This window comes from Streptomyces sp. NPDC052687 (genome assembly GCF_040678395.1).
In the GTDB taxonomy this organism is placed as follows: Bacteria; Actinomycetota; Actinomycetes; order Streptomycetales; family Streptomycetaceae; genus Streptomyces.
The window spans coordinates 71,259-86,012 of record NZ_JBFATR010000010.1 but is presented as its reverse complement, the minus strand read 5'-3'; the positions used below and the strand labels follow the sequence as shown (position 1 = coordinate 86,012).

Below are 14,754 nucleotides of genomic sequence, written 5' to 3'. Positions count from 1 at the left end.
CCGCCCGGACGACCCGCCGAACCGCCCGCCGAACCCAACCGCTTGCACCGGGGGAGTTGGAAGCACCCGTGACCACCTGGACCGACCACACCGCCGACCGCCCCATCTCGCTCACCGCGCCGAGCGGCATCGACCGGGCCGCGCACCACCGGCTCGACGAGGCCTGGCTCGCCGCGGCGTGGAGCCACCCGACGACGCGCTGTTTCGTGGTCTCCGGCGGCCAGGTCCTCATCGACGAGACACCGGACGGCCGTACCGAACTCGTCATGACCCCGTCCTTCGAGGCCCCGCTCACCGAGGCCCACCGCTACTTCCTGGGCATCGACGAGGACGGCGTCAGCTACTTCGCCCTCCAGAAGGACTCCCTCCCGGGCCGGATCGACCAGTCCGCCCGCCCGGCGGGCCTGCGCGAGGCCGGCCTGCTGCTGTCCCCGCGCGACGCCGGGCTCATGGTGCACGCCGTCGGTCTGGAGAACTGGCAGCGCACCCACCGCTTCTGCTCGCGCTGCGGCGAGCGCACCGTGATCGCGGCGGCCGGCCACATCCGCCGCTGCCCCGCCTGCGGCGCCGAGCACTACCCGCGCACCGACCCCGCGGTGATCATGGCCGTGACCGACGAGGACGACCGCATCCTCCTCGGCCGCCAGGTCCACTGGCCCGAGGGCCGCTTCTCGACACTCGCCGGCTTCGTCGAGCCCGGTGAGTCCATCGAGCAGGCCGTGCGCCGCGAGGTCTACGAGGAGGCGGGCGTCACCGTCGGACAGGTCGAGTACATCGCCAGCCAGCCCTGGCCCTTCCCGTCCAGCCTGATGCTCGGCTTCATGGCGCGCGCCACCTCGACCGACATCGACGTCGACGGCGACGAGATCCACGAGGCCCGCTGGTTCTCCCGCGACGAACTGGGCGCCGCCTTCGACAGTGGCGAGGTGATGCCGCCGTACGGCATCTCCATCGCGGCCCGCCTGATCGAGCTGTGGTACGGCAAGCCGCTGCCGACCCGCGGCGTCATCTGAGCGGCGAACGCGGTCATCCGGCCGGCAGACGACAAGCCGGCCTCGAACGAGAAGGCGGCCCCCCGGATCTCCGGGGGGCCGCCTTCCTGCGCTTCACACGGCGGCGCGGGCCGTCGTCCTCAGACGCCGATCTTCTGCTTGACCTGGGCCAGCGACGGGTTCGTCAGCGTGGTCCCGTCCGGGAACAGCACGGTCGGAACGGTCTGGTTCCCGCCGTTCGCCTTCTCCACGAACGCGGCGGACTCCGGGTCCTGCTCGATGTTGATCTCGGTGTACGCGATGCCCTCACGGTCCAGCTGGCTCTTCAGCCGGCGGCAGTAGCCGCACCACGTGGTGCTGTACATCGTCACAGTGCCCAGCATCTGTTTCGCGCTCCTTCGACGGTCGGGGACGGTGCTCGCAGAGGGGGAACGTACGTGAAACGGCCACCATTCCCGCACCCGGCCCACCTCGGGCGTGACGAGTATGACTAATGGGCCCCGCCTGTGGACAACCGGCTCAGCGGTCTCCGGCGACCTGGCAGCATGGCTGTGTGACAGCAGCAACGCACTCCACCCTCTTCCCGCAGGTACCGGACTCGGCCGACGCGGTGCTCGAAGGGCTCGACCCCGAACAGCGCGAGGTCGCCACCGCGCTGCACGGCCCGGTGTGCGTGCTCGCCGGAGCCGGTACGGGCAAGACGCGGGCGATCACCCACCGCATCGCCTACGGCGTGCGCGCCGGCATCCTCCAGCCCTCCAGCGTGCTCGCCGTCACCTTCACCAACCGCGCGGCCGGGGAGATGCGCGGCCGCCTCCGCCAGCTCGGCGCCACCGGAGTCCAGGCCCGCACCTTCCACTCCGCCGCCCTGCGACAGCTCCAGTACTTCTGGCCGAAAGCGATCGGCGGCTCCATGCCCCGGCTCGTCGACCGCAAGGTCCAGCTCGTCGCCGACGCGGCCGCCGCCTGCCGCATCCGCCTCGACCGGGGCGAGCTGCGGGACGTCACCGCCGAGATCGAATGGTCCAAGGTCACCCAGACCGTCCCCGCCGACTACGCCCTCGCCGCCGCGAAGGCCGGCCGCGAGACCCCGCGCGACCCGGCCGAGATCGCCCAGCTGTACTTGGCCTACGAAGACCTCAAGCGCGACCGCGCGGTCATCGACTTCGAGGACGTCCTGTTGCTGACCGTCGCGATCCTCCAGGACCGCCAGGACATCGCCGAACAGGTCCGCGCCCAGTACCAGCACTTCGTCGTCGACGAGTACCAGGACGTCAGCCCCCTCCAGCAGCGCCTGCTGGAGCTGTGGCTCGGCGACCGCGACGACCTGTGCGTCGTCGGCGACGCCAGCCAGACGATCTACTCCTTCACGGGAGCGACCCCCGACCACCTCCTCGACTTCCGCGTCCGGCACCCGGGCGCCACCGTCGTCAAACTGGTCCGCGACTACCGCTCCACACCCCAGGTCGTCCGCCTCGCCAACGGGCTGCTCGCCCAGGCCCGCGGCCGCGCCGCCGACCACCGGCTGGAACTCGTCTCCCAGCGCCCCGCCGGCCCGGAACCCGTCTATACGGAGTACGGCGACGAACCCGCCGAGGCCGAGGGCGCCGCCCGCCGGATCCGCGAGCTGCTCGACGCCGGCATCCCGGCGAGCGAGATCGCCGTCCTGTTCCGCACCAACGCCCAGTCCGAGACCTACGAGCAGGCCCTCGCCGACGCCGGCATCCCCTACCAGCTGCGCGGCGCCGAGCGGTTCTTCGACCGGCCCGAGGTCCGCAAGGCGGGCATCGCCCTGCGCGGCGCCGCCCGCTTCGGCGGCAACGACGCCGCCCTGGAGGAAGCCGTCGACCTGCCCTCCCAAGTCCGCGCCGTCCTCTCCTCCGACGGCTGGACCCCGCAGCCCCCGGCCGGCTCCGGCGCCGTCCGGGAACGCTGGGAGTCCCTGGCCGCACTGGTGAACCTCGCGCAGGACTTCGCCGCCGCGCAGCCCGGCGCCGGCCTCGCCGACTTCGTCGCCGAACTCGACGAACGCGCGAACGCCCAGCACGCCCCGACCGTCCAGGGCGTCACCCTCGCCTCCCTGCACTCGGCCAAGGGCCTGGAGTGGGAGGTCGTCTTCCTGGTCGGCGTCGCCGAAGGGATGATGCCGATCACCTACGCCAGAACCGACGAGCAGATCGAGGAGGAGCGCCGCCTCCTGTATGTAGGGGTCACCCGTGCCCGCTCCCATCTGTACGTCTCCTGGGCGCTCGCCCGCTCGCCCGGCGGCCGCCCCGGCCGCCGCCCCAGCCGGTTCCTCGACGGACTGCGCCCCGGCTCGGGCACCGCCGCGGGCCGGTCCGGCTCCGGCGGCGGCGCGGGCGGTGTCGAGCGGGGCTTCACCGGCCGCACCGAGGCGGCCCCCCGGCGCACCCAGCGCACCCCCGCCCGCTGCCGGGTGTGCGGCCGTACTCTCACCGACGGCGGCGAGCTGAAGCTGCTGCGCTGCGAGGACTGCCCCTCCGACATGGACGAGGGCCTGTACGAGCGGCTGCGCGAGTGGCGCGCGGACCAGGCCCGGCTCAGCGGCCAGCCCGCGTTCTGCGTCTTCACCGACAAGACACTGATGGCGATCGCCGAGACCGTCCCCGACGACGCGGGCGAGCTGGCCCGGATCCCCGGCGTCGGAGCCCGCAAACTCAAGCGGTACGGAGCCGATGTGCTGGCCCTCTGCGCGGGCCGGGACCCCGCCGGAAGAGAAGACGACGACTGAAACGAACTCGTCGAAAAAATAGTTTGCGCATGCCCCAGCAATCCCCATAGGTTCTTACGCGTGGGAACGGCGGCCTTCTCGGAGGCGCCGATTCCGTGTTGTACTTGCATATCCGCGGACTGGTTCACCCCAGTCCCCCAAGACGCCGAGAGGAGGCGAGTCCAGTGATCAGCATCAACGCCAGCTCCATCAGCACCGTCAAAATGACCGATCGCTCGGTCGTCGCCTCCCTGTGCATGCTCGGCTCTTTGGACCAGGGCACCGGTCTGTCCGGCATCCGTGCCGTCCGTCCGGCGTCCTCCGTCGCTCTCGCGGGTCTTCCCGTCCGCGAGCGCAATGAGCGACCGACCAAGGCACTGGAAGCGGCAGTAGAGGCTCAGGCGCAGGCCTATGCCTTTACGGCGACCGGTGCCGGATTCCGGAAGCAGACGACGCAGCACCACCTGATGTGGGCCTTCCGTGGGCCAGAACCCTGGAGTGATCCAGCCTGATCGGCGATCAGGCCGGCGCCTTCAGGGCCGCGGAACCCCATCCGGGATCCGCGGCCCTTCTGTTTGCCCACGAACGTGGGCGACAGAGCGAAGGGGCCTCGGGACAAGAGCAAAAGAGCCCGGTACCAGCCGCCAACCGGTCCACCCGACCGGAACGACCAGACGAGGAAGACGAAACCGTGCAACTCGAAGCGCACGCCCCGTCCGTACCGCCTTCCGAAACGATCCCCCCGCCCGGCCTCACGGAGGACTCCACCTTGACCCCGCTCACCGCGCTCACCGCGCTCGACGACGCCATCGAGAACCTGGGCGTACCCGTCCCGTGCCGCTCCTACGACCCGGAGGTCTTCTTCGCCGAGTCGCCGGCCGACGTGGAGTACGCCAAGTCCCTCTGCCGCACCTGCCCGCTGATCGAGGCCTGCCTCGCCGGCGCCAAGGAGCGGCGTGAGCCCTGGGGCGTCTGGGGTGGCGAGCTGTTCGTCCAGGGTGTCGTCGTCGCCCGGAAGCGGCCGCGTGGCCGCCCGCGGAAGAACCCGGTCACGGCATGAACACCGCAGGAACGATCGACCGTCCCCTCACGCACGACCCCCAGAAGCAGGCCCCGATGAAGCCGTCCACCAACGAGCCCACCGGCTCCGCAACCCCAGACGTCACCACCACCGGCGCGACCGACTCGCGTCAGAACAGGACCCGAGAGATGCAACTCATCCCAGAAGCCCTGGCTCGTGCGCATATGCACGACCGCCTGCAGGAGGCGCAGCGGGAGCGCCGGGCCATGAGCCTGGCGGCCGCTCGCCGGATGCAGCGCCGGGCCGAGCGCGCCTCGCTGCGCGCTCGCCGGGCGCTCGCCCTTGCCGTCATGCAGTAACACCACCACGCCCGAAGCGGCGGCCTCCCTCACCGGGAGACATGAGCTTTCCCGCGGGGGCCGGTCCTGTCGAAGGGACCGGCCCCCGCGGTGCGTTGTGCCCGGCGATCACCCGGCGACGGCGTTATCGTCGCCGGGTGACGAGTCTTCCCGGAGGCAGTGACTGCGGCGGTTCCGCCATGAGGCGCGGGCGCGTCGTGTGCGCCCGCTGCGGCACCGTCGCGGACGGGCCCCAGCCCACCTGGACCTGCTCCGTGGAGAACGGCACCCGCCAGTACTTCTGCGACAGCTGCTCCCGCGAGAACCTCAGATCCATCGAAGGGCGCCTCGACTCGGCCTGGTGGTAGGCCACGGCCACGGCCGCCCGCCCGCACTGCCACGCGGGACGGGCGGCTCGCTCGTGGCTCAGGCCTCCGCCGCGGACTCCTCGGGCAGCTCCTCCTCCGGCACGAACCCCGGCAGCCACTCCTCCAGCTCATCGCGCAGCCGGACGGTCGCGCCGAGCTGGCACAGGACACCGATGGTGCTGAGGGTGACGCGGTGGATCAGGAGATACGCCGGCGGCAGGTTCAGCCGCTTGCCGAGCTGGTAGGCGGGGGAGCGCGGGTCGGCTATCCGGGCCGCCTGGCTGCGCATCCAGCCGCGGGTGAAGGTGAACTCGTCGACCTGGGCCGGCTCGATGATCGGCAGGAGATAGTCGAGCACCGCGTCGGGGTCCAGCTCGATGGACTCCTTGATGAAGCCCTCCGCGCACAGCAGGTCGTAGACGGCCTGGGCCTCGCCGTCGAGGGTCATGCGCAGCGACTCCCCGATCGGGGCCGGCAGGCCGCCCGGCAGACGGTCGACCGTGCCGAAGTCGAGCACACCCAGCCGCCAGTCGTCCTCGCCCTCCGGGCCGCCGGGCAGCAGCCGGAAGTTGCCGGGGTGCGGGTCGGCGTGCAGCAGGCCGGTGCGGGCGGGGCCGGAGAAGAGGAAACGGGCGAGCAGCTGGCCGGCCCGGTCGCGCTGTTCCGGGGTGCCGTCGGAGATGATCTCCGACAGGGGGATGCCGTCGATCCACTCGGTGACGAGGACCTGGTCGCACTGGTGGACCACGGCGGGCACCAGTACGTCCGGGTCGTCGGCGAACTCCTCGGCGTGCGCTCGCTGGGCCTGCGCCTCCAGGCCGTAGTCCAGCTCCTCGGAGACCCGGTCCTTCAGCTCCGTGATCAAGGGCTTGATGTCCATGCCGGGGACCAGGGGTCCCAGCAGCCGGGCGAAGCGACTGAGCTGGGTCAGATCGGACAGCAGGGCCTCGCCGGCGCCCGGGTACTGCACCTTCACCGCGACCTCGCGGCCGTCGTGCCAGACGGCCCGGTGCACCTGGCCGATCGAGGCGGCCGCCGACGGCTTGTCCTCGAACTCCAGGAACAGCTCCCGCCACTCCGGTCCCAGCCGCTCCGCGAGCACCGTGTGCACGGTGCGCGTGGGCATCGGCGGGGCCGCCTCCTGGAGCTTGGTCAGCGCCGCGCGGTAGGGGCCGGCGACCTCCTCGGGCAGCGCCGACTCGAAGACGGACAGCGCCTGCCCGAACTTCATCGCGCCGCCCTTGAGCTCGCCGAGCACCTTGAACAGCTGCTCCGCCGTGCGCTGTTGCAGCTCACGACCGACGATCTCCGCGGACTCGCCGACGATCCGCTTGCCCAGCCCCCAGGTCGCCCGGCCGGCGAAGCCGAGCGGGAGCGCGGCGAGCTTGGCGGTCCGGGTGACCGCCTTCCGGGGAAGATCAGACATGCGCCCTCCAAGTCCCAGCCGGCCGCGCCGCGCCTGTCGGACGGCGTACCCGCGTTGACGACCCTTGCTCAGTCATTGTCTCGTGTGCGGCGGCATTCTCCGCGGCCTGTGTCCCTTCGGCTTTTCCGGCGGCCCCGCACGGGCATGCGGAGTGTGCCCAAACCGGCCTCGCGTGCCACTGGAGCCCGGGGAGCGAGACCTCCCAGCGGGCGCCCGTGGCGGAGGGCGTCCGGCCGTCGAGGAAGGCGAGCGCGTGGGCGGCCGCCAGCCCGGCCACCGTGGTGGCCAGCGCCAGATCGCAGGGCCGTACCTGCCGCTGCCGGCCGGACCGCCACTGAGCGACCAGCCGGGGCCAGGTCGGGTCCCGTTCGGCACGCGCCTCGTGCAGACAGCCCGCGCAGCCGGTCTCACCGGGCAGGACGAGCGGACCGACCATACCGGTTCCCTCCACCACCCCGGCGTACAGATGCGGGGTGCCCGAGGCCATGAGGGGAGCGGCGGTGTCCGGGTCGGGGGCATGGACGGCCACGTCGTCGCGCGGGGCGAGGATCACCAGCGAGAAGCCGGGGTCGGCCGTGGCGGCGGGGGCCTGGGAGCGGCGGGGCGGGCGGCCCGGGGCGGCGGTGCGCACCACCCGCCGGGCGGCCTCGTCGCGGCGGGCGCCCACGGTGTCGGCCGGCAGCCCGGCCGGGCTCACGTCCCACGGCTCCACCTGGCCGCCGTCGCGCACGTCGACCGTGCCGACGCCCGCCCCCGCCAGCAGCGCGGCCAGCGCGGTGCCCACCCGGCCGGCGCCGCGCACCTGCACGCGCAGGGCGCGGCGCGCGGCCAGCCGCTCGATGGCCTCGCCCGGTTCCGACGTGGTCAGCGACAGTGTGGCCAGGTCGGGACGCAGCCGGTCGAGGACTTCCGGTTTCTCGCGCAGCGCCTGCGCGGCAGGCCCGCCGCCCCGGGCGTCGTCGAGGAGCCCGGCTCCGGTCAGCCGCCGCACCAGCGCGTCGACATGGCCGTCGGGCAGGTCCATCCGCCGGCCCTCGCCCCGTAGCAGGTCCAGTCCGCGGGTGCCGTTGAGGAGGTCGAGGAAGCTGCCGGTCGCGGTGTCCAACGGGCCCAGTGTCATCGCGTGCGCGGGAGTCATCCCGAACTGCACGGTGCGGAGATCGCGCCAGCCGCGCCGGAGCGCGGGCTTCACCATCGGATGCATGACAGGCCCCCGTTGCCCAGGAAAGTCGTATTCGTATCAACGCCTTGTTGGCCGGGGGAGAGGCAAACCTGACCATTTCGTCTCGCTCGCGCCAGATGTGCGTTCTGGTCATCGGCGCCCGATCGGCGTTCGTCCGTGCCGGTCCGTGCTCCCTCGACGCATGCCAGGATGCCCGGAGCGGATGGCGGGCGTCGGGAGTTGTCCACAGGTGGTGGATGATTGTCGTACAGATCAAACGCGTGGTGGGGCATCCCGGCAGAACCGTTCCGGACTCGGGACTTCCCCGTACGCAGCGGGTAACGTCGGGGCGTGCCCGCCGACCCACTGCACCGTGCCGGAACCCCACAGCGCAGCACGACGAGCCAGCCGCCCCGCGGCTCGCAGGCGAGCGCGATCGAGGTACGCAGGAGCGCCCGCCGGCGACGGACGGTGTCCGCGTACCGCGAGGGCGATCGCACCGTCGTGCTCATCCCCGCCCGGATGTCCGAGGCCGAGGAGCAGCGCTGGGTGAGCGTCATGCTCGACAAACTCGCCGCCCAGGAGAGCAAGCGCGCCCTCGGCGACGCCGAGCTGGCCGCGCGCGCCGAGCGGCTGTCGGCCCAGTATCTCGACGGCCGCGCGCGGCCCACCTCGGTCCGCTGGGTCACCAACCAGAACAACCGTTGGGGTTCGTGCACCCCGGCCGAGGGCAGCATCCGGCTCTCCCACCGGCTCCAGGGCATGCCCGAGTACGTCGTCGACTACGTGCTCGTCCACGAGCTGGCCCATCTGCTGGTGCCCGGCCACGGGCCCCGGTTCTGGCGGCTGCTGGAGGCGTATCCGCGGACCGAGCGCGCCCGGGGCTACCTCGAAGGGGTGGTCGCGGCGGAGCGGCTGCCCCACCTGCCCGGCGCGCGCGGAGAGTGATCCCCCGCGCGGACAGCGATCCCCTCCCGCGCGGTCGATGATCCTCCGCGCGGTCGGTGACGCTCCGCGCGCGGTCCGTGAGCTGCGATGCTCGGGTTCGCCACCGGTCGGCGGAGGTTCTGTACCGGGTCTGTACCGGCCGCGTCCGTTGTCGGACTTTGCCGTTAGCCTGGCGCGACGCACTCACATTCGGGATGGGGGACGGTCGTAACGCATGGCCAGGGAATTCCAACGCGGCCACAAGGCCAGGATCAGTGACCTCACCGCGGGCACGGATCTGTACGTAGGCGTGCAGATCTCCGGCCCCGGACTGACCTTCGACATCAGCTGCTTCGGCCTCGACGCCGACGAACGGCTCTCTGACGACCGGTACTTCGTCTTCTTCAACCAGCCGAAGTCCCCCGAGGAGGCCATCCAGCTGCTGGGTGCCCAGGCGGGCGACACCGAGTCCTTCCGGGTCACCCTCGACCGGATTCCGCCGCAGATCCAGAAGCTGTCGTTCACGGCGACGATCGACGGTGCCGGGCAGATGTCGCAGATCGGCCCCGGATACATCCGGATCGTCGCGGGCGGCGAGGAGGTGGCCCGGTACTCCTTCAACGGCTCGGAGTTCTCCACCGAGCGCGCCGTGATGCTGGGCGACTTCTACCTCAAGGACGTCTGGCGGTTCGCGGCCGTCGGCCAGGGCTTCGACGGCGGTCTGGAGGCGCTGCTGAGGAACTTCGGCGGCGAGGTCGCGGAGGAGGAGACCCCCGCGCCGCAGCAGGCCCAGGCCGCGTCCGCCGCTCCCGGCTTCGCCCCGCCCGCCCAGGCCGCCGCCCCGCCCGCGTTCGGCGCCCCGGCCGCCGCGCCCGCCCCCGCTCCGGCGCCCGCGCCCGCGCAGGGCTTCGCGCCCCCGCAGGGAGCCACACCACCCCCGACCCCCCAGCCGCAGGCGGCTCAGCCTCACGCCCCCCAGCCGCAGGTGCACGCCGCGCCGACCATCGCCGCGCCCATCACGCCGCCCGGCGGCACCGTCCCGCCGCCGGCCCCGGCCCCGACGCCGTCCTACGGTCAGCCGGCGCCGGCCGCCACCCCGCCGTACGGTCAGCCCGCGCCGCAGCAGCCGTACGGCCAGCCGCCCCAGCAGGCCCCCTACGGCCAGTCGCCCCAGCAGCAGCCGTACGGCCAGGCCGCGGCCCCGACCGCCCCGCTGCCGCCCGGCTACGGCCAGCCCCCGGCGGCCCCCACGCCCCACATGCCCCAGGCCCCGACGCCGCCCCCCGGCTACGGCCAGCAGCCGCCCTTCGGGCAGGCCCCGGGCCAGCCCGCGCCTTACGCTGCCCCGCAGCACATGCCCCAGGGCATGCCCCAGGGCGCCCCGCAGGCCCCCGGTGTCGCCGCCGCGCTCCAGCAGTTCCGGGAGTCGCCCACCGGGCAGCGCTGGACGCAGCAGAACAAGAAGATGGTCCGCGTCGACCTCGGCATCGGCGGCCAGCCCGTCCTCGCCCGCCAGGGCAGCATGGTGCTCTACCAGGGCAAGGTCGACTTCGGCTACAAGGGCGCCGGTTTCGCCGGCCGGATCGTCGGCAACGCCACCGGCCAGGAGATGCAGCTGATGCGCTGCACCGGCCAGGGCCAGGTCTTCCTCGCCGAGGACTCCACGATGCTGCACCCGATCGAGCTCCAGGGCGACGGCATCTGCGTCTCCGCCGAGAACGTGCTCGCCTTCGACGAGAGCCTGCAGTACGAGGTCCGCCGGATCGAGGGGCACGGCATCCCCGGCGGCGCGCTGTTCACGATGCAGTTCACCGGCACCGGCACGATCGTCGTCAAGACGCACGGCACGCCCGTCGTGCTGCCCGTCACGCCGACCACGTTCGCCGACTGCAACGCCGTGGTCGCCTGGTCGGCCGCCGCCCAGGTGGTCGTCTCCAGCCAGGTCCGCATGCGCCGCAACGCCTACCCCGGCGACACCGGGGAGAGCGTCAACCTCCAGTTCCGGGGCGCACCCGGCAACTTCATCGTCGTCCAGCCGTACGAGGTCTGAGGGAGCCCGTCATGAACCAGCCGCTCGCGGGCTACGCCCCCGCACCCGTCACCGCCCGCATGGAGAACCACGGCAACCACATGCTGAAGGTCGCCATGCAGACCGGGAACGACCTCCTCGCGCGCGTGGGGTCGATGGTCGCCTACGAAGGCTTCATCCAGTACGAGCCCAACCCGCCCGCCGTGCGCCAGATCGCCAAGGACTGGCTCACCGGCGAGGGCGCGCCCCTGATGAAGTGCTCCGGCGACGGCCTGCTCTACCTCGCCGACTACGGCGCCAACGTCGTCGTGATCAACCTCAACGGCGACGGCATCTCGGTCAACGCCACCAACCTGCTCGCCTTCGACGCGCACCTCACCTGGGGCGTGGAGCGGGTCAAGGGACTGGCGAAGTTCGCCGGGCAGGGCCTGTGGAACACGAAGATCTCCGGGCAGGGCTGGGTCGCGCTGACCTCCCGGGGCAAGCCGATCGTCGTCGAGTGCGGCGGCGGCGAGGACGAGACGTACGTCGACCCGGACGCCCTCGTCGCCTGGTCCCCGAACCTCAAGGTGAAGGGCAAGCGCAGCTTCAAGGCGCAGTCGCTGATCGGCCGGGGCAGCGGGGAGGCCTACCAGATGGCCTTCTCCGGCCAGGGCATCGTCGTCGTCCAGCCCAGCGAGGACAGCACCGACCGCCTTCGGGTCCGGGGCTGAGGGGGAGCGAGAAACACATGCAGAGTCCGCTTTTCGCCTACGCCGAGCAGCAGACCCAGGAGCGCTGGAGCCTGCAGAACAAGCAGATGCTGCGCGTCGCCCTGGAGGGCCACGACGACATCCTGGCCCGCAAGGGCACCATGGTCGCCTACCAGGGGATGGTCGAGTTCGACGCCGAGTTCCAGAGCAGCGGCCGGTCGCGCGACCGCGCCCGCACCGGTGAGGGCCTGGACCTGATGCGCTGCCACGGGCAGGGCACGGTCTACCTCGCCAACCTCAAGCAGCACATCCACCTGGTGGACGTCGACCAGGACGGACTCACCGTCGACAGCAGCTACGTCCTCGCCATGGACTCCTCGCTGCACCACGAGGTCATCGCCGTGGACAGCCTCTACGGCATCTCCGGCTCCGGGAAGTACCAGCTCAACATCACCGGCCGGGGCAAGGTCGCGCTGATGACCTCCGGTATGCCGCTGATGCTTCAGGTGACGCCGGACAAGTACGTCAACTGCGACGCCGACGCGATCGTCGCCTGGTCCACCGCGCTGCGGGTGCAGATGCAGGCCCAGACGCACTCGTCCGGGGTCTGGCGGCGCCGCGGCAGCACCGGTGAGGGCTGGGAGCTGAGCTTCATGGGCACCGGGTTCGCGCTGGTCCAGCCGAGTGAGATGCTGCCGCCGCAGAACGCCCAGATCGGCTCCGGGCTCGCCGCGCAGTACGGGATGGGCCAGCAGGGGGCCCGCGGGCAGAACCAGGGCAACGTCTGGAACTGATCCCACCGCGACAACGGGTAAGGGGTGACCGCCATGGCGGCCACCCCTTACCCGTTCACAGCCCGGCGCCCGTTCGCAGCCTCGCCCGGGTGGCCTCCAGCAGCCGTACGACCGACTCGTCGGCCACGCCCGCCACCTCGTCGTAGGCGAACCAGCGCAGGTCCAGGGACTCGTCACTGATCTGCTGGACGGCGTCCCGCGGGGCCAGCGCCGCGTACTGCACGTCCAGGTGGACGTGGCACGGCGGCGGGATCGGATGCCGGTCCAGCCGCACCGGGCCGCCCGGCAGCAGGGCCAGCCCCGCGATGCCGGACTCCTCCGTGGCCTCCCGCAGGGCCGCGGCGGCCAGGGTGGCGTCCGCCGGCTCACAGTGCCCGCCCATCTGGAGCCACATCCCCAGCTTGCGGTGGAGCGTGAGCAGCACCCGCCCGCGCGCCGGGTCGATCACCAGGGCGCTCGCCGTGAGGTGACCCGCGTGGCAGGCCTTCCACACGCCGTCCGGGTGGGCCGCCAGGTGGTCCAGATAGGCCTGGCGCAGCTCGTCCTGACCCTCGTACTCCTTCAGCACGAGGGCCGCGTCGTCGTGCAGGCTCACGCGGTGCCGTCGCCCTTGCCTTCGCTCTGGCCCTTGCCCTCGCCCTTGCCGGTGTCCTCGCCGTCGGCGTCGGCCTCGCCCTTGTCCTGGGCCCGGTCCTCGTCCTGGCCCTTCTTGCGCAGGTCGGGCTTGTCCGCGGCCTCACCGAGCATCTTGTCCCAGTCGGAGAAGTCCATCTGCTCGCGGTGCACGAAACCGTCCGGGTCGTCCAGGTCGGTGGCCGTCGGCAGCATGTCCGGGTGGGCCCACAGGGCGTCCCGGCCGTCCACCCCGCGCGCGTCCGTGAGCGAGGCCCACAGGCGGGAGGCGTCGCGCAGGCGCCGCGGACGCAGCTCCAGACCGATCAGCGTGGCGAACGTCTGCTCGGCCGGCCCGCCCGAGGCGCGGCGGCGCCGCAGGGTCTCGCGCAGCGCGTCGGCGGAACCCAGACGGGGCTTGGCGGCGGCGTGCACCACGGCGTCCACCCAGCCCTCGACGAGCGCCAGCGCCGTCTCCAGCCGGGCCAGGGCCGCCTTCTGCTCCGGCGTGTCCTCCGGCTGGAACATGCCCTGCTGGAGGGCGTCCTGAAGCTGCTCCGGGTTCTGCGGGTCGAACTGGCCGACCACGTCCTCCAGCTTCGCGGTGTCCACCTTGATGCCGCGCGCGTACCCGTCGACCGCGCCGAACAGGTGCGAGCGCAGCCACGGCACGTGCGCGAAGAGGCGCTGGTGGGCGGCCTCGCGCAGGGCGAGATACAGCCGCACCTCCTCCTTGGGCACGCCCAGGTCCTTGCCGAACGTCTCGATGTTCACCGGCAGCAGCGCGGCCTTGCCGGCCGGGCCGAGCGGCAGGCCGATGTCCGTGGAGCCGACGACCTCGCCCGCGAGCACGCCCACGGCCTGGCCGATCTGGGTGCCGAACATGGCGCCGCCCATGGAGCGCATCATGCCGATCAGCGGGCCGGCCATGGCCTGCATCTCCTCCGGCAGGACGTCGCCCATCGCGTTGCCGACGCGCTCGGCGACCGGGTCGACCAGCTCGCGCCAGGCGGGCAGGGTGGCCTCCACCCACTCCGCGCGGCTCCAGGCCACGGCGGAGCCGGCGCCGGACGGCAGGGAGGTCGCGTCGTCCAGCCAGAGATCGGCCAGGCGGACGGCCTCCTGGACGGCGGTGCGCTCGGCGGGGCCGACGCTCGCGTCCTTGGTGCCGTCAGCGGTGCCCTGGGCGACCGTCTGCCGGGCGATCTGCTTGGCCATGTCCCAGTTCACCGGGCCGCCCTCGTACGAGAGCATCTGGCCCAGCTGCTGGAACGCGGCGCCCAGGTCGGTGGGGTTCAGGGAACCGAACATGGCAGCGAGCGGATTGTCCGCCCCGGGGCCTCCAAAGCCTCCGGCGCCGGGCAGCGACCCGAAACCGAACGGGTTGGCCGGTCCCTGCCCACCACCGCTCTGCTGGTCCTTCTTCTTGCCCTCGTCGCCGTTCTCCGGCTCCTCCGGCGGAAGGCCGAATCCGAATGGGGTGTCACTCACGGGATTCCTCGGCTGGTAAGGCCGCCGGTTCTTTTCCCGACGGCACGACTGCCCGACAACACCACCCAGCGTAGACACCCGGGGCGGTTCGGGCCTCGGTGCTTCGCCGACTGAAGGCCTGCGGCAGGATGGATGCCACCTGGTACGTACGCGTCACCCGCGTCCGTACTG

At 72.3% G+C, this 14,754-nt stretch carries 15 protein-coding genes; 10 read left to right on the top strand and 5 right to left on the bottom strand.

Going from position 1 to position 14,754, the window contains the following annotated elements; genetic code table 11:
* Window positions 1-68: 68 nt before the first annotated feature.
* Window positions 69-1,013 carry an NAD(+) diphosphatase gene (nudC, locus tag AB0K92_RS12385; protein WP_365921975.1) on the top strand — a complete coding sequence of 315 codons (945 nt, stop codon included), beginning with the start codon at window positions 69-71 and terminating at the stop codon, window positions 1,011-1,013.
* 119 nt (window positions 1,014-1,132) lie between these two features.
* On the opposite strand, the gene AB0K92_RS12380 is transcribed toward nudC, so the two are convergent.
* The gene (locus AB0K92_RS12380; protein WP_166002200.1) at window positions 1,133-1,375 is read right to left on the bottom strand and encodes a mycoredoxin; all 243 of its coding nucleotides are present in this window, start codon (window positions 1,373-1,375) and stop codon (window positions 1,133-1,135) included.
* 110 nt (window positions 1,376-1,485) lie between these two features.
* Between AB0K92_RS12380 and AB0K92_RS12375 the strand changes: the two genes are divergently transcribed.
* The 5 genes from AB0K92_RS12375 (at window position 1,486) to AB0K92_RS12355 (ending at window position 5,450) form a co-directional block, all read left to right on the top strand.
* On the top strand, window positions 1,486-3,744 hold the full coding sequence (locus AB0K92_RS12375; RefSeq protein WP_365921973.1) for an ATP-dependent DNA helicase UvrD2: 2,259 nt from the start codon (window positions 1,486-1,488) through the stop codon (window positions 3,742-3,744).
* 164 nt (window positions 3,745-3,908) lie between these two features.
* On the top strand, window positions 3,909-4,235 hold the full coding sequence (locus tag AB0K92_RS12370; RefSeq protein ID WP_365921971.1) for a hypothetical protein: 327 nt from the start codon (window positions 3,909-3,911) through the stop codon (window positions 4,233-4,235).
* 179 nt (window positions 4,236-4,414) lie between these two features.
* Window positions 4,415-4,783, top strand: coding sequence for a WhiB family transcriptional regulator (locus AB0K92_RS12365; protein ID WP_019072119.1), 369 nt, complete (start codon window positions 4,415-4,417; stop codon window positions 4,781-4,783).
* Window positions 4,780-5,103, top strand: coding sequence for a hypothetical protein (locus AB0K92_RS12360; protein ID WP_365921969.1), 324 nt, complete (start codon window positions 4,780-4,782; stop codon window positions 5,101-5,103). Before AB0K92_RS12365 ends, AB0K92_RS12360 begins: the two co-directional genes overlap by 4 nt.
* A gap of 137 nt (window positions 5,104-5,240) precedes the next feature.
* On the top strand, window positions 5,241-5,450 hold the full coding sequence (locus AB0K92_RS12355) for a hypothetical protein (RefSeq protein WP_365921967.1): 210 nt from the start codon (window positions 5,241-5,243) through the stop codon (window positions 5,448-5,450).
* Between the two features lie 58 nt (window positions 5,451-5,508).
* On the opposite strand, the gene AB0K92_RS12350 is transcribed toward AB0K92_RS12355, so the two are convergent.
* Both AB0K92_RS12350 and AB0K92_RS12345 read right to left on the bottom strand, forming a co-directional pair.
* Window positions 5,509-6,876: an AarF/ABC1/UbiB kinase family protein gene (locus tag AB0K92_RS12350; protein ID WP_365921965.1), complete on the bottom strand. Its 1,368-nt coding sequence runs from the start codon at window positions 6,874-6,876 to the stop codon at window positions 5,509-5,511.
* The gene (locus AB0K92_RS12345) at window positions 6,869-8,080 is read right to left on the bottom strand and encodes a TOMM precursor leader peptide-binding protein (RefSeq protein WP_365921963.1); all 1,212 of its coding nucleotides are present in this window, start codon (window positions 8,078-8,080) and stop codon (window positions 6,869-6,871) included. Before AB0K92_RS12345 ends, AB0K92_RS12350 begins: the two co-directional genes overlap by 8 nt.
* 309 nt (window positions 8,081-8,389) lie before the next feature.
* On the opposite strand from AB0K92_RS12345, the gene AB0K92_RS12340 reads away from it, so the two are divergent.
* The 4 genes from AB0K92_RS12340 to AB0K92_RS12325 all read left to right on the top strand — a co-directional run bounded on the left by AB0K92_RS12340 (window position 8,390) and on the right by AB0K92_RS12325 (window position 12,480).
* On the top strand, window positions 8,390-8,986 hold the full coding sequence (locus AB0K92_RS12340) for a M48 family metallopeptidase (RefSeq protein ID WP_365921961.1): 597 nt from the start codon (window positions 8,390-8,392) through the stop codon (window positions 8,984-8,986).
* A gap of 214 nt (window positions 8,987-9,200) precedes the next feature.
* Window positions 9,201-11,015 (top strand): TerD family protein, encoded by a 1,815-nt coding sequence (locus AB0K92_RS12335; protein WP_365921959.1) that lies wholly within the window; start codon window positions 9,201-9,203, stop codon window positions 11,013-11,015.
* A gap of 11 nt (window positions 11,016-11,026) precedes the next feature.
* Entirely contained in the window at window positions 11,027-11,707 is a 681-nt protein-coding gene (locus tag AB0K92_RS12330; RefSeq protein ID WP_166002207.1) for an AIM24 family protein, read from the top strand.
* Window positions 11,708-11,724: 17 nt separating this feature from the next.
* Complete coding sequence (locus tag AB0K92_RS12325; protein WP_365921957.1) at window positions 11,725-12,480, top strand: AIM24 family protein; 756 nt, start codon at window positions 11,725-11,727, stop codon at window positions 12,478-12,480.
* Between the two features lie 55 nt (window positions 12,481-12,535).
* Here AB0K92_RS12325 and AB0K92_RS12320 read toward each other — a convergent pair whose 3' ends face one another.
* A complete protein-coding gene (locus AB0K92_RS12320) occupies window positions 12,536-13,075 on the bottom strand; it encodes an NUDIX domain-containing protein (RefSeq protein WP_365921955.1) in 540 nt (179 codons plus the stop codon).
* Complete coding sequence (locus tag AB0K92_RS12315; RefSeq protein ID WP_365921953.1) at window positions 13,072-14,583, bottom strand: zinc-dependent metalloprotease; 1,512 nt, start codon at window positions 14,581-14,583, stop codon at window positions 13,072-13,074. The genes AB0K92_RS12320 and AB0K92_RS12315 overlap by 4 nt, the downstream gene beginning before the upstream one ends.
* Window positions 14,584-14,754: the final 171 nt, after the last annotated feature.